The organism is Caproicibacterium sp. NSD3 (genome assembly GCF_053613275.1).
Genome location: NZ_CM132119.1, coordinates 169189 through 184979, shown reverse-complemented (window position 1 = coordinate 184979; position 15791 = coordinate 169189). Strand labels below are relative to the sequence as shown.

The following is a 15791-nucleotide window of genomic DNA, read 5'->3' as shown; positions in this document are numbered from 1 at the left end:
AAATTTCTGTATTTGATATTATAACGCATCTAAATAAAAAAAGAAACAAAAAGAACGTATTTTTAAAGTTTTCTTCCGGAGGGGAATTTCTTCGGATCTGATAACTCCAAAGATTTTTTCTCCAAAAACAGTTCCGGATGCTGCCGGGAATAATAAAAAATATACTGTTGAGCAAGTCCTGCGCCTTCTCCGAAATCTTCCGGTTTCATTCCAGGGAAAAGTGTCTTCATCGCTCGTTTCATCCAGACATCCATCGGGAAGGCTTCCATTCTGTGCAATCCATAAAGCAAAACACAGTCTGCCACTTTGGGTCCAACGCCGCAAATCGTCATCAGCTGAGCCTTTGCTTTTTCCAGCGGCATTTTTTGAAGAGAAACAGGGTCAATCTCTCCTGCACAGACTTTTTGTGCAGCATCCAGAAGATAACGCGCACGAAATCCACATCGAAGGCTCGAAAGATCTTCTGGTAAAAGGCCTAAAAGCTTTTGTGGTTGGGGAAACGCATATCCGTCGTTGAATTTTTCTCCGAAATTTTCGCACAGTCGATCGATAATCCCGCGAATTCTGGGAATATTGTTGTTTTGAGAAATGATAAAGGAAGCGAGCGCCTCCCAAAAATCCTGCCGCAAAATTCGGATGCCGGGCGCATACTGAATTGCTTCCCTTAAAACCGGACTGATGCAGCTAAGCTTTTTTCGTAAAAGTCCATAATCTGCATCCAAATCAAAATAAGTTCGCCAAATTGGATCATTTGTAAGAAAATCCTTTTCTTCCTGCCTGACAACACATTTTTTTCCAAATGCAATTCCAGAAAAAACGTGGTCTGGATTTTCCTCCCAGCGAAAGCATTGCCCACAGAATAACGTCTGCTGTAAATTGAGATCAGAAGCTGTCATCCGCTTTTCTCCTTTCGGTATGATTCTTAGAAAATCATACCATAAAAATACGGGAAGTTGAATGCCCTTTTCGGCAAAAATCTGCAAAAAATTACTCTTCGTATACTAAAATACAGAGAGTTTATTCCCCTTGTCAAAACCGTTGTTAACATAAAAAATTATCTCCACAAAATGAATTTTTAATTTTTTCCCCTATCTGAGCCACTTATCAACACTTTCAACAGGGTTTTCCACCGGTTTCACCCCGCTTTTCCTAAAAAATTATGTAAACGCTTGCAAATACAATTTGTATAATTCATAGATTCTTTGTTCTTTTTGAAGAAAGAGGGGGAAAGAGGTAGAAAGCGAGAATTTTATAGAAAAAAAGTGCAAGGTTTGTCAACTTGTGTTATAATAAAGAAACTATTAGACATTATTAGATAAGGTAAAGGAGCGCCCATGAAAACGGATGCAAAACTAGAAATAGACAACAAAGATGATTCCAAAAAAGAAGGAATAATTGCCGGACGCAACGCAGTAAAAGAAGCGCTCAACAGCGGCCGTCAAATTGATACGCTGTTCATTGCCCGCGGAGAGCACAACGGCAGTCTTGGTGCATTAATTGCCGAAGCAAAGAAACGCGGTACCGTCATTAAGGAAGCAGACCCTAAAAAGCTTTCCTTCCTTTGCGGAGGATGTGTGCATCAGGGCGTTGTGGCAGTTGCTGCCGCTAAAGAATATGCTACACTTGACGATGTTTTTGCGCTGGCCAAATCCCGTAACGAACCACCATTTTTGATTGTGGCGGACGAGCTGGAAGACCCTCATAACCTGGGGGCAATCCTGCGGGTAGCCGAATGTGCAGGAGCCCACGGTGTTATTATTCCGAAACGCAGAAGCGTTGGTCTCTCTTATGCAGTAGGAAAATCGAGCGCCGGTGCAATCGAATATGTACCGGTTGTACGCGTCAACAATCTTTCTGCCACTCTGGAAGAACTAAAAAGTCGTGGTTGCTGGCTCTATGGAGCGGATATGAACGGCGAATCATGGTGTACCCTTGATTACCGTGGCCCATGCGCAGTTGTCATTGGAAATGAAGGGGCCGGTATCGGAAGACTGGTACGAGAAAAATGTGACTTTATTGTCTCTCTTCCCATGAAAGGGAAAATCAACTCCCTCAACGCGTCTGTTGCCTGTGGAATTATTTGTTATGAAATTGCGCGGCAGCGATCCGGCCTCAAATCCAAGTAGAAAGTAGGGGATACGATGGACGAAAAGAAACAAAACCCAGGTTATTCCCTGGATGAAATTTTAGCAGAAACCGCGGCTAAAAAAGAAGCCGCCAAAAGATCGGCCACTCCTGCTCCAAAAGCAGAAAGCCCGATTCATAAAGCACCTTTAGAAGAGATTTCCCGCAATCCTTATGCAAAGGAAAACGAAAAACCATCCTCTCAAAAGCCAGCACAGACGCCTTCAAAAGCGCCTGTGGAAAAGCAAAACGAGATGCAAAGCCAGAAAAATAAAAAGAAAAAAAATTCCAATGATAAAATCACCTCCGATGAAAATGATATTTATTATGGCCTAAAATTAAAATCTCGCGAAGAATATCAGCGGGAATATGAAGAGACTATGTCTTTTAAACCGATCCGTCCGGAAGAAAATCCGAAGGGCGCTACAGGGACTTTTTCTTATTTGTTCGATCCCACACGTGCAAAAGAACGCGATCCCGAACTTGAAGAAAGATTCCGCAAGCTTCATCAAGAGCGCCGCAAACGAGTTGAAAAAGTTGTACAGGACCCTGAACAAGAGGATATTTTTTCTATTACCACTGCAATCAGCTTGAAAGAGATTCAGGAAGCCGCTGCTAAACGCGGTTCCAAAATGCAGTATAAACCCATCGAAGAAAAAGCTGCAAAAACCAAAATAGCCGCCACGGAAAAGCCAGTTTTTCATAAACCGACGATGCCCTTAACAACTTCCGACGTTATTAATCAAAAACCAGTTCCGGTAAAAGAGCCCACGCTAACTCCTCCGCTGCCGCACAAAGAGTCTTCTGCCCCAAAGGTAGAAGAACCCGTCACGCGGCCGCAGCCTGTACGAGAAGAAGCCTCTCCTCTCTTTGCCTCGGATTTTGCTATTAAACCTGTTAATAAAAAAGTTTCTTACCGCTTTGAAACCGCCCCAATTCATTTTATTGAGGTTGATGACCTTTCTTTTCCTCTAAAAGAAGCGGCTAAAACATATTCCAAGAATGGCCTGCCGCAGGATGATGCCGTTGATTTTTTATCAGCCCGCAGAAAAGGCTCAGAAAAAATTGAGTCAATTGAGCCTTCGGCAAAAGAAGTTCCTGCCCCTGCGCCGACTCCATCTGCTGAAGCTCCGAAAGAAAAGCCAGTCCAGCAAAAATTGACAGAGCCTATCAAAGCGGATGAAAAATCGAATCCGGCTTCTTTGCCTCCCCAAAAACCGAAGAAAAAAAAACGCTCTCTTTTCCATCTTTCAGGCATGGACGAACCGGAAAATGATCCATCGGAAGAAACACCGCCCAAAGAGGCTGAAGAAGTAGAAGATTACAACAACAGCAATGATGCTCCTGCTGTCTTTCACGATTTAAACGCAAATTTAAGAAAACTTTCTTTGCGTTTGGGTGTCACCGGAATTTCTACCATCCTGCTGCTGATTTTCGGCTGGCTGGGCGAATTTGGATTTCTTGGCTTCGAACGGCTAAACATTACTGTTTACCTTATCTGTAATGTGATCTTTACTACGATCGCTTTTGTATTCTGCGGAGCAACAATCTGGAACGGACTAAAAGCACTGTTCCGGTTTCATGCCAATTCAGATAGTGCGGTTTCGATCGCTGCAATCGTCGCTCTTGTTCAATCCATTATGGCGTTTTTCATGCAAACACGTTTTTCCTCCGGTTCTCTCAATCTTTATGCAAGCGTAGCAACCGCTGCATTGTTTCTCAATACATTAGGAAAATTCAGCATGATCAAACGGATTAACAAGAACTTTCATTTTGTCGTCTCGCCGGATAAAAAATATGCCGTGACGTTGTTTGAAGACTATAATACCGGCCTGCAGTTAGCAGACGGCTGTACAATGGATGCCCCGGTGATCGCTTATCAGACGGAAACCAATTTCCTATCCCATTTTCTTCGTCTTTCTTATGAAGACGACCCGAGCGACCGTGCCAATCAAACGATTGCACCTGTTGCTTTTCTAGCGAGTTTGATTCTCTGTATTATCACTTTAGTGCTGACGAAAGATGTCGCAATCGCATTTACGGCATTTGCAGCGGCAACTTGCATCACTACTCCTTTTATGAATCTGCTGGCCGTAAATCTTCCACTTGCAAGAATCAGCCGAATTGCTTCTCAGTGCGGTGGCATGGTGATTGGATTCCCAGCCGTTCAGCATTTCTGCGAATCAAATGCAGTGATGATGGATTCTCAGGATCTGTTCCCGAAAAATACGGTTACTTTAAATGGAATCAAAACTTTTAAAAACACTTCCATTGACGATTTTCTCATCGAGGCGGCAGCGCTGATGATTGCCGCTCATTCCCCGCTTTCTTCCCTGTTTGACCAAGTGATTCATACACAGCACAAAAAGCTTCCGGAAGTTGAAAAATTTTCTTATACAGACGGACAGGGCTTAAGCGGTTGGATCAACGGTCATCGAGTTTTTGTAGGAAACCGCGAACTGCTTTCCGCTCATAAAATTGATCCACCTGAAGAAGCCATTGAACAAAAATACATTCAAGGCGGAAAAAAACTGGTTTATCTGGCAATCGGCGGAGAACTCATCGCCATGCTGATCATTACCTATAGTTGTGACCGCCGACGTCTTCAGGAGTTGCGCCGAATGGAGAATAATGGAATTTCTTTGATTTTACGCAACTGTGACCCAAATATTACCCCGGCTTTTCTCGCCGAACTTTTCGGTTTGGATCCGCATGGTATTCGAGTCCTGCCGGAACGCTTAGGGTCATTTTATGTCAGTCGCACCCGCGAGGCATGTAACGAGAAAACGGCCATGATTGCTACAAAGGGACGTCCTACGGCACTGATGCGTCTGGTAACCGCCTGTGTGCGGGAACGCGGAAACATCTCCATTGCCATTGTTCTTCAAAATGTCGCTGTTGTGCTCGGTTTTATAATGGTAGCATTACTCACCTGCTATTCCGGTTTACAGCAAATTTCCACCATGAGTCTGATTATTTATGAATTCTTCTGGGCAATGGTAATTTGGCTGGTTCCGAAACTGCGCAAGCCTTAATCTTTTTAATATGAACAATCAAAAGGCCCTGTGTCATTTTAAATGACACAGGGCCTTTTTGGGCTTTTCACATTTTTAAAAGTCTAATTTCTCAAAAGTAGAAATCGATTTTCGGTAAGCAATTCCTGTAAAAATTACATAAAGTACAAACCCGACCACCAACATGATCAGTTTTTGGGGCAGATAAATGGGATCTCTTGTATTCAGCTGATCGCGGAAAAACGGCACTGTAAAAACGAGTGCCTCTAAAATTACCATTACCGTAAAAAATACGACGCTGGAAATTCCGAAAGCTTTTCCGACTTTATCCGGATTCCGATAATAAAGCACAAAAAAGATGAGATTAAAAATCCCCATCAACAAAAATACATTCCCAAAAAGCGCTATATTCGCATCCATCCCCGCCTGATTGCCTTCTGGAATTAAATAGTTCCTTAAAAACACAAACGGAATTGATACTAAAACTTGTATCATCTGCAAAAGAATCACAAACAAAAATCTTGCCTGTACAATAGATTTCTTTTGAATCGGCAGCAACAATGAATATTCAATATCATGATTTTCCCGCCCGCTCAGACAATGAAAGAAGACGGCCAAGCAGGTATAAAAGAATATGACTTCATAAGGATAATTTGGGATCAGCAGCAGCGCTGACAGCAGCAAAAACAAAGGAGCTGTGGGATGCAGTGCAAGCTTGATTTCTTTATAAATCAAATTTTTCATGCTAATTCTCCCTTCTCCAAATGAATCATAATGGATTCCAAATCTGCCGGATAGTAATTAAAATTTCCCTCTGGCAGATGATCTTTATAAAAAAGGGCACTGAATCCTTCTTTTTCGCGCTTATATCCTGCAAGATATGGTTTTAATAATTCGGTCATTTGCTCTTTTGAAAAATTGCAGAGAACAAATTGATTCTGAAATTCTTTGAGTTTTCCTCTTCCAATTATTTCGCCTCTCCTTAAATAGAGAATGTCTTCTGCACATTTTTCCAAATCAGAGGTGATATGGGTCGAAAACAGAATCGTAACGCCGTTTTCTTCGGCAAGATCCAAAAACACATCCAGCAGATCATCTCTCGAAACCGGATCCAGTCCACTGGTAGGTTCATCAAGGAGCAGCAGTTTTGCCCGATGAGAAAGTGCCAGCGCCAAAGAGTATTTTACTTTCATGCCGGCCGAAAGAGAATCCGGCACTTTATCTTCATCCAGTTCAAAGCGTTTTAAATATTCTTTATAAGCCGCTTCATCCCACTGCGAATAAAATCTTTTCGTAACCGAAGTAATGGTACGCAGTTTCTTTTTCGGATAAAAAGAAATTCCGCCCGAGACAAAACCGATTTTCTGCTTGATCTCAAATTCATGTTTCTGAAAGGACTGTCCAAAAAACTGAATCTCCCCTTTGTCCGGATGGACAAAATTGAGCAGAGACTTTAAAGTCGTGGTCTTTCCGGCACCATTTCTCCCGATAAATCCGGTAATAGCGCCCTCTTGCAGCTCAAAACTAACATTTTTCAGCGAAAAAGATGGATAAGATTTCGAAAGCCCCGAAACCGATAAAACTGACATTCTAATCTCCCCTTTCTACCTTGGTATTACTTGTAATACTAATTATACTCATGTTCTTTGAAAAGTCAAGAAAAAGCAGCAGGCTTTTTCGACAAATTGATCTGTTTTTCGAATCGTTCCAATTTTGGGCGCGCAAAAAAGCTCGATGCTCTTCATTTTTTCTTTTTATTCCCCTGATTAAAAATCATTTTATTTTGACTTTGCAGGCCAAACTGAACACTTTATACAAAAATCAGCCTTTCTATTTCTTAAATTTGCCTGATTTGAAAAGATATTTGATGCTTTTCGAAAGAAAATCCTATAGATTCTGTCCACAATTCCAATTATACTATCCAATAGTAAGGCAGAGAAACATCGATATTTGTGCAAAGGTACAAGTGGTTTCTCAAAAGCCAAAAGAAAAACAGGAGGTTTTTGTATGAAAAAGATTCTCGCAGTACTCATGGCAGCTGCCATGATCGCAGCCGCTACAACCGGCTGTGGCAGCAGCACCAGCAGCTCAGCAGCTGCATCCGGATCTGGTGCGGCTTCCGGCGCCGCATCTACCGCCAGTGCAAAAGACGTTTACATCGGTTCTTGTATCTATAAATTCGATGATACGTTTATGACCGGCGTTCGTAATGCAATGACCGCGCGCGCAACGGAATTGGGTGCAAAACTTGATCTGGTGGACTCCCAGAACAAACAAGCTACCCAGAGCGAACAAGTCGATACCTACATTACTAAGGGCGTTAATGCACTGGCCATCAACCCAGTTGACCTGACTGCCGCTGCTCCTTTGATCGAAAAAGCAAAAGCTGCCAGCCTACCAATCGTATTCTTAAACCGTCAGCCTTCCGATACCGATATTGCCTCTTATGACAAATCATACTATGTCGGCGCAGATGCAAAACAGTCCGGCACCATGTCTGGTGAAATTATTGCCGATTATTTTAAAGCGAACAAATCCGCTGATAAAAACGGCGACGGCAAGATCCAGTATGTAATGCTCCAGGGCGAACCCGGACATCAGGATGCAACCCTTCGTTCTCAGGCCGCTCCGGCTGCTATTGAAGCTGCTGGATTCCAGACCGAGGCTCTTGCAAAAGATACCGCTTACTGGGACAAAGCAAAAGCAACCGATCTGATGAACACTTGGATTACTTCTGTTGGTCTTAATAAGATCGAAGCAATTCTTGCGAACAACGATGATATGGCACTGGGCGCAATCGAAGCTTTGAAAGCACAAGGCTACAACACCGGCGACAGCTCCAAGTACATCCCGGTTGTCGGCGTCGATGCAACTGCTCCTGCTCTGGAAGCAATGAAAGATGGTTCCATGCTGGGCACCGTTCTGAATGATGCAAAGAACCAGGCAAAAGCAACTGTTAACATTGCTGCTGCTGCTGCACAGGGTAAACCGATCAACGAAGAGAACGTTGGCTACAAACTCTATGATGCTACCGGCAAAGAGCAAGCAGATGGCCATTACGTTTGGATTAACTACGTAAAGGTTACTACTGACAACTACAAAGATTACATCTAACTTTCAGTGATTGACTGAATTTTCTATCCTAAGTCTGTCCACGGGGAACGCGAAAGCAGGCGCTTTCCGTTCCCCGTTATTTTATAAGAAAAGGAGGATCGCTGATGGGTGAATATGTACTGGAAATGAACAATATCACCAAAGAGTTCCCCGGAGTAAAGGCGTTGGATAACGTCAGTTTAAAAGTCCATCCCGGCAGTGTACACGCACTAATGGGTGAAAACGGAGCCGGAAAATCCACATTGATGAAATGCCTATTTGGTATCTATGCAGAAGACAGCGGAGAGATCATTCTAGACGGAAAGCCCCAAAAGATCAACAGCTCCAAGCAGGCGCTGGACCTCGGGATTTCTATGATCCACCAGGAGCTGCATCCAATCCGGTTTCGGCCGGTTATGGAAAATATCTGGCTGGGACGCTTCCCAAAAAGAGGACCTGCGGTTGATCATAAAGCAATGTATGAAAAAACCAAGGAACTTTTTAAAGAAGTTGATCTGGATGTAGACCCCAAAACCTTGGCAGGAAATCTTTCTGCTTCGACGCTGCAGTTGGTTGAAATTGCAAAGGCAGTCAGCTATAATTCAAAAATCATCATCATGGATGAACCCACCTCCTCCTTAACGGAGAACGAAACGGCGCATTTGTTCAAGATCATTAAAAAGCTTCAATCGGAAGGTCGCGCGATCATCTATATCTCGCACAAGATGGAAGAGATTTTAAAAATTTCCGACGAAGTAACCATTATGCGAGACGGTCAATGCGTTGGTACTTGGCCTGCAAACGAACTAACTACTGATCTGATTATCAGCCGAATGGTCGGCCGTGATATGACCAATCGTTTTCCACCTAAGGAGTATACTCCGGGTACAGATGTTGTTTTTAAAGTCGATGATATCTGCTCCCCTCTGCCGCGCTCGTTTCAGCATGTCAGCTTTGAAGTTCATCGCGGTGAGATCTTTGGGATCGGCGGCCTTGTTGGCGCACAGCGTACCGAGACCGTAGAGGCAATTTTTGGACTGCGTCAGATTGCTTCCGGAACGATTTACAAAGACGGCAAAGAGATCAAAATTAAAAGTCCACGAGATGCCATGAAGCACGGCTTTGCACTTTTGACAGAAGAGCGCCGCGCTACCGGAATTTTCCCCACTCTTTCGGTATTGGACAATACTGTAATTGCTACAGAAAATGAAGGAAAATTGGTTCATCACAGCATAATTGATGACTTTGCGCGCAAAAAAGCCGCAACGGACAGCAATGCTTCTATGCGTACAAAAACTCCGAGCATGCTAGAGCAGATGCAGAATCTCTCCGGCGGAAACCAGCAGAAAGTTCTGATAGCCCGGTGGCTTCTGACCGATCCGGATATTCTGTTTCTGGATGAGCCTACTCGAGGAATCGACGTCGGTGCAAAATATGAAATTTACACGATTATGCAACAGTTAATTAAAGAAGGAAAATCGGTAATCATGATCTCCTCCGAAATGCCGGAGTTGCTTGGTATGTCCGACCGGGTCATGGTTATGTGTGAGGGACGTGTAACAGGAATTGTGAACGCCGGTGAGTGCGATTCCGTAAAAGTAATGGAACTTGCAACAAAGTTCATGTAAAATTTCTGTGATTTCCCATCGCACAAAATGGAAAGGGAAGTGAGGTCCAATATGGGAGCAACCGCGAAAGCCACAAACACAATCACTCGCAAAAAATATGCAACAATTTTTGCGTCAATAGGTGCTGCACTGATTCTAATTTCTATCATTGTTGCAGTTGCCGCGCCAAAAGATCAAGTTTATGATCTTTGGATGTACATTTTGCTGGTTGGCATTGCTACCAGCGCATATGGAATATCTCAGCTGATACGAAAAGAACAGCACAGTGTTCCTGTTGAATTCTCCAGATCAAACGCAAAAACATTCCTGACAAATAATGCGATTATGATTGCTCTTCTGGCACTAGTCGTATTTATCATGATCAAGGAACCTCGTTTCATGAAATATCAGGTTCTGCTTGATATCATGACACAGGCTTCCCCTCGTCTGATCATCGCATTAGGCATCTGCTTTACCTTATTAATTGCAGGTACCGACCTTTCTGCAGGCCGTATGGTTGGTTTAGCCGCTGTGCTTTCCACCTCGATGCTGCAGACCGCAACTTATGCAAACCGCTTTTTCCCGAACCTGCCGACGCTTCCCATTATCGTACCAATTCTGGCTGCGGTGGCTGCCTGCGTTTTGTTCGGTGTTTTAAACGGATTCCTTGTTGCAAAATTCGATATGCACCCCTTCATTGCAACACTAGCTACCCAGGTTATGATTTATGGTGCATGTAGCCTTTATTTCGATATGCCTCCGAATAACTCTCAGCCAATCGGTGGTGTTCGTCCGGACTTTACTGTAATCGGCCAAAAAAAGTATTTGCAAAATATTGGTGGAAGTACCTTTGCAGGCATTTCAGTACTGATTCCCATCGCACTCATTACCTGTGTAATCATTTGGTTCGTTCTGAACAAAACAGTATTTGGCAAAAATGTTTATGCAGTCGGCGGCAACCGTGAAGCCGCTGTAGTTTCCGGCGTAAATGTTTTTAAAACCATTATGCTGATCTTCATTTTGGCTGCATTCCTCTATGGCATTGCAGGCGTTCTGGAAGCCGCTCGTACAGCAGGCGCTACCAATAACTACGGCAATGGCTACGAATTGGATGCAATCGCCGCCTGCGTGGTTGGCGGCGTATCCTTAAACGGCGGCATCGGAAAAATCGGCGGCATTGTCTCCGGCGTTCTGATCTTCACCGTTATTCAATATGGTCTTCAGTTCATCGGTGTCAGCCCTATGTGGCAGCAAGTCATCAAAGGCATTATCATTGCCGTTGCTGTTGCAATCGATATGGGCAAATATCGCAGAAGATAATCTTTTCCTCTTTTTCAAAAATCTCTTAAAAGGCGAAGCTTTGGCTTCGCCTTTTTATTTTTTATATGAATTGATAAGAAAAGCTACAGTTGCAGAAAGGAAAGACTAATGATAAAATAAAGAAAAATAAACTTTTCTGACTGAATTTTTTATACATTATTAGGAGACTGAAAATGTCATATTATCGTATTATCCTTGCGGATGATGAAGAAGAGATCCGGGAAGGTATTATTCGGAAAATTGCGTGGCAGTCTCTTGGATTTGAGATCGCCGGCGCCGCAGAAAACGGCCTGGAAGCATTGGAAATAGCGGAGCGACTGCATCCGGATGTTATTTTAACAGATATTCGTATGCCTTTTATGAGCGGATTGGAGATGGCTGCTAAGGCGGCAGCTTTGCTCCCTTCTGTCAAATTTATCATTCTGTCCGGTTATGATGACTTTGAATACGCACAAAAAGCGATTCAGCTAAACGTAGTGGAATATCTTTTAAAGCCGGTAAACGCTACCGATCTTACAAAAGTTTTACAGCGTTTAAAAATTCGTCTGGATGAAGAATCCGCAAGCCGGCGGGATGTAGAAGCGCTGCGCCGCCATTATGAAGAGAGCCTTCCGGTCATTAAGGAGCAGTTTTTTGTAAGCCTTTTGGAAGGCCGCGTTTCGAAATCACGGCTTCAATCGCAGGCGAAGCTATTTCAGCTTTCTACCGACCGCTCCTGCTGGGCAGTCGGTCTGATTCATGCTGATCTCAATTCTCACCATACAGAAAACAATATCCCTTCTGCACTGCATGGAAAAGAGGAACTGGTTCCGATTTCGTTGCTGCGTACCGCCGAAGAAATTCTGGGCTCCTATTGTCAATTTCAATCTTTTCTTTATTCTGAAGACGTCGCACTGCTCTTCGATTTTTCTGAACCCGGTTCCATCGGGATCGCCGTCAGCCGATTAAATGAAATCTGCAAAAGAGGCGAATCGATTCTGGGTATGCGGATTTTTGCCGGAATCGGGAGTCCCTATAGTCTTTTTAATCTCCATTTTTCTTATCGGGAAGCTCAAAATGCTTTGGACTATGGCTGTATTCACGGATACAGCCGTGCAAATTATATTAAAGACGTAGAACCGAACACTTCAATCCAACTGCAATTTGGCGAAGAAGAAGAGCGCACTGTGATCAGTGCTATCAAGCTTGGCGGTGACAATGAAATTCGTGAGGTGCTCAACTATTTATTTTCCAAACTGGAAAAACAGCCGCTTTCGATGACACAGTATCAGGTTTACATTATGGAGATCATCACGACTCTCATGAAAATCACACACGATTATGCCATCTCTCCGGAAGATATTTTTGGAAAAGATATGGACTTTTTAAATGCGCTTTCTTCTCTGCATACCCCCGCGGCAATGAAAAGCTGGTTAACGGAACACTGTTTAACGCTCAGCGCCTGCATCAAGCGGGAACGCGTAGATTCTTCGAAACTTCTCGCGCAGAACGCTCAGCAGTTTATCCAGGAGCATTACAGCAATCCATCCATTTCCGTTGAAACTCTTTGTTCTTTTCTTCACGTAAGCCCCGCTTATTTTTCAACGGTTTTTAAACGTGAAACGGAGCAGAGCTTTGTCTCCTATCTAACGGATGTCCGGCTTCAAAATGCACTCAATCTTCTTGATACGACCAACGATAAGACCTATATGATTGCGGAAAAAGTCGGCTATACGGAATCCAACTATTTCAGTTATGTTTTTAAAAAACGTTTTGGCGTTTCGCCTTCCAAGTATCGTTCCAATCAAGAACATCCTTCGAATAATCGGAGTGCTGAATCATGAAACAGCGTCTACACAACCTACTCGATAAATTTGGACATCTTTTAAAAAAGCGAAGCCTTCAGTTTACGCTCTCGCTGACTTTTACTTTGGTTGCGATTGCAGGCATGATTGTCGTTACGTTGACTCTTTCTGCCCGCTTTACAAAAACCAATGAAAAAATGATTTCTGAAGACAATCAGCGAGTTTTAAGTGGAATCAACCTAAATCTTGATAATTATCTGCACAACATTATGCGCGTTTCCGATTCCGTGTATTACCGTGTAATTAAAAGCGCAAATTTGGATACTGCTTCCGATATGGAGACCGTCAATAAAGACATGACGCTTTTCTACAACACTTACAGCGATCTTCTGGTTTCAGTCTCTCTTTTTTCCGACGACGGTACCGTTCTCTCCTCCGAGCCGCTGCAGCAATTAAAGAGCAGCGTCAACGTGAAAGATCAGGACTGGTTCCAAAGTGCTAAGGAAAAAATTGAAAATGTACATTTTTCGGTGCCGCATGTACAGAATCTTTTTGTGGATTCCAATAATCCTTATCGATGGGTCGTCTCTCTTAGCCGCTCGGTAGAATTGACGCGCAGCGGTTCTATCTATCACGGCGTCCTTTTGGTCGATATGAACTTCAGCGGAATTGAACAGATCTGCAAAAATGCAGATCTAGGAGAATCGGGCTATATTTATTTAATCAGCAACGACGGCGAGATTATCTACCACCCCCGCCAGCAGCTGATTTATTCCAATCTGATTCACGAAAACAATTTGGCCGCTGCAACTTATAGTGATGGAAACCATACAGAAATCTTTGAAAATGAAGAGCGCATGGTCTCGGTAAAAACGGTTGGTTATACCGGCTGGAAAATTGTCGGCGTCGTTCCAATAAAAGATATCACCGCCAATTATACAGAGCTGCAAACTTATATCTGGTTCTTTGCATTCTTTACCATTTTTCTTCTGGCTTCTGCAAACTTGTTTTTATCCTCCAGAATCGCAAACCCGATTAAAGAATTGGAACAATCCGTTCGAGAATTGGAAAAGGGGAATCTTTCCGCACCGATTTCTATTGGAGGCTCCTATGAAGTACGCCACCTAGGTTCCGCGCTTCGTTCCATGGCAGAACAGATGCGAAAGCTAATGGATGACATCGTTGCGGAACAGGAAAGTAAGCGTAAAAGTGAAATGGACGCGCTGCAGGCACAGATTAATCCGCATTTTCTTTATAACACCCTAGATTCCATTGTCTGGATGATTGAAAACGAGCATTACGACGGTGCGATTGAAATGGTCACTGCACTCGCTAAGCTGTTCCGCATTAGCCTCTCCAAAGGAAAAACGGTGATTTCGGTAAAGGATGAACTGGAGCATGTGCGTAACTATTTGACCATTCAGAAAACGCGCTACAAAAATAAATTCATCTATACGATGGAGGCAGAGCCCGAAGTCCTTTCCTGTGCAACTATTAAACTGATCGTTCAGCCTCTTGTGGAAAATGCGATCTATCATGGCATGGAATTTATGGACGGCGATGGTGAAATTCATATCCGGGCTTACCAAAAAGAAAAAGACCTCTTTATTGATGTTGTGGATAACGGACCAGGTATGCCCCCGGAACAGGCGCAGTCACTCCTTCTGGAAAGCTCTCAAAAGCCAAAGACCGGGAGTGGTTCCGGTGTCGGCTTAAAAAACGTCAATGAGCGGATTCAGCTCTATTTTGGAAAAAAGTACGGCTTAAAGATTTTGAGCCAACCGGACGAAGGGACACTTGCAAGGATTCATCTTCCCGTTAAAACTATCGCCGAAGTGACCGGAGAAGGGGGCGATTCCATTTGAAGAAGCATCGCAGTCTGATTGTTTTTTCAGTCATTCTCATCTTTTTTCTGATCTTTTTGGCCATTATTTCCCAAGGCATCACTTTTTCTCAGACCCAACCGCAGATTCAAAAAATCTCCTTTCTTGCAGGCGGAAAAAAAGGAGAAACTTGGACCAAAATGGAACAGGGGATTACGCAGGCGGCATCTGATTATAAAGTAGAACTTACCCCGGTTTATCTTTCCAAAGAAAATGATGCACAGGAACAAATTGAGATGCTGGAACGTGAAGTAGAAAACGGTGCAGATGCCATTGTGATTGCCCCCGTTAATTCGGAAGATCTGGAGGAACCAATTCGAAAAGCTGCCCGTTCAGTTCCCGTCGTCACAATTGATTCCGAGATTGCAGACGCTGACGATATTCCTTATATTCGCTGTGACAATACTGCCTTAGGAGAAACATTATCCGAGCGAATGCTAAATGATCCGGCAAAAGCTGAAAAACCGATTGCGCTTGTAAACCGCAATCTTTCCAGAACCAGTTGTGCTGAACGTTATCAGGGGGCTAAATCAAAATTACAGGAAGAAAACGTTTCCTTTGTGGAATGGGCTCTCCCCGAAGATCCTACCGAAGCTTATAATCAACTTCTTACCCTTTTGCGCGGGCCGTCCGTGAACAAAGTTGCTGCATTCGACAGCGACACATCTGAGCTTGTCGCCAAAGCAGAACAAGAGCTATCCCCTTCCGGCGTTACCTCTGTACAAATTTTTGGCGTCGGCTCTACTCGTCAGGTAGTCTCCTATCTGGAAGATCATATTATTTCTGCTCTGGGCGTTCAAAATGAATTTAATATCGGCTATCTTGGTCTACAGAAAGCTGTAAGTATCCTAAATAAACAATCTTTACAGAATACAGTCATTGATTATTCCATTGTAAACGGAGAGGATCTTTATACCAAAGAAAATCAACGTCTGCTCTTCCCATTCTCCCAATAATTTGCAAATA

11 protein-coding genes are annotated in these 15791 nt (G+C 43.4%); 8 read left to right on the top strand and 3 right to left on the bottom strand.

The genetic code is table 11. The annotated features are described in order from the left end of the window. Nucleotides 1–62 precede the first annotated feature (62 nt). Complete coding sequence (locus ACVS9P_RS00890; RefSeq protein ID WP_452103773.1) at nt 63–896, bottom strand: DNA-3-methyladenine glycosylase family protein; 834 nt, start codon at nt 894–896, stop codon at nt 63–65. 438 nt (nt 897–1334) lie between these two features. Here ACVS9P_RS00890 and rlmB point away from each other — a divergent pair, with 438 nt between their 5' ends. Beyond that, entirely contained in the window at nt 1335–2126 is a 792-nt protein-coding gene (rlmB, locus tag ACVS9P_RS00885) for a 23S rRNA (guanosine(2251)-2'-O)-methyltransferase RlmB (protein WP_452103772.1), read from the top strand. A gap of 15 nt (nt 2127–2141) precedes the next feature. Further along, nucleotides 2142–5159, top strand: coding sequence for a hypothetical protein (locus tag ACVS9P_RS00880; RefSeq protein ID WP_452103771.1), 3018 nt, complete (start codon nt 2142–2144; stop codon nt 5157–5159). 75 nt (nt 5160–5234) lie between these two features. Here the strand turns inward: ACVS9P_RS00880 and ACVS9P_RS00875 are convergent, their stop codons facing one another. Further along, a complete protein-coding gene (locus ACVS9P_RS00875; RefSeq protein ID WP_452103770.1) occupies nt 5235–5882 on the bottom strand; it encodes an ABC-2 transporter permease in 648 nt (215 codons plus the stop codon). Further along, nucleotides 5879–6727 (bottom strand): ABC transporter ATP-binding protein, encoded by an 849-nt coding sequence (locus ACVS9P_RS00870; RefSeq protein ID WP_452103769.1) that lies wholly within the window; start codon nt 6725–6727, stop codon nt 5879–5881. The genes ACVS9P_RS00875 and ACVS9P_RS00870 overlap by 4 nt, the downstream gene beginning before the upstream one ends. A 418-nt stretch (nt 6728–7145) precedes the next feature. Here ACVS9P_RS00870 and ACVS9P_RS00865 point away from each other — a divergent pair, with 418 nt between their 5' ends. The 6 genes from ACVS9P_RS00865 (at nt 7146) to ACVS9P_RS00840 (ending at nt 15781) form a co-directional block, all read left to right on the top strand. Next, nucleotides 7146–8252, top strand: coding sequence for a galactose ABC transporter substrate-binding protein (locus tag ACVS9P_RS00865; RefSeq protein ID WP_452103768.1), 1107 nt, complete (start codon nt 7146–7148; stop codon nt 8250–8252). Between the two features lie 104 nt (nt 8253–8356). Continuing rightward, nucleotides 8357–9859 carry a sugar ABC transporter ATP-binding protein gene (locus ACVS9P_RS00860; RefSeq protein ID WP_452103767.1) on the top strand — a complete coding sequence of 501 codons (1503 nt, stop codon included), beginning with the start codon at nt 8357–8359 and terminating at the stop codon, nt 9857–9859. A 51-nt stretch (nt 9860–9910) separates the two neighbouring features. After that, entirely contained in the window at nt 9911–11158 is a 1248-nt protein-coding gene (gene mglC, locus ACVS9P_RS00855) for a galactose/methyl galactoside ABC transporter permease MglC (RefSeq protein WP_452103766.1), read from the top strand. Between the two features lie 173 nt (nt 11159–11331). Then, entirely contained in the window at nt 11332–12981 is a 1650-nt protein-coding gene (locus ACVS9P_RS00850; RefSeq protein ID WP_452103765.1) for a response regulator, read from the top strand. Further along, nucleotides 12978–14807 (top strand): cache domain-containing sensor histidine kinase, encoded by a 1830-nt coding sequence (locus ACVS9P_RS00845; protein WP_452103764.1) that lies wholly within the window; start codon nt 12978–12980, stop codon nt 14805–14807. The genes ACVS9P_RS00850 and ACVS9P_RS00845 overlap by 4 nt, the downstream gene beginning before the upstream one ends. Further along, entirely contained in the window at nt 14804–15781 is a 978-nt protein-coding gene (locus ACVS9P_RS00840) for a substrate-binding domain-containing protein (RefSeq protein ID WP_452103763.1), read from the top strand. The genes ACVS9P_RS00845 and ACVS9P_RS00840 overlap by 4 nt, the downstream gene beginning before the upstream one ends. The last annotated feature ends 10 nt before the right edge of the window (nt 15782–15791 follow it).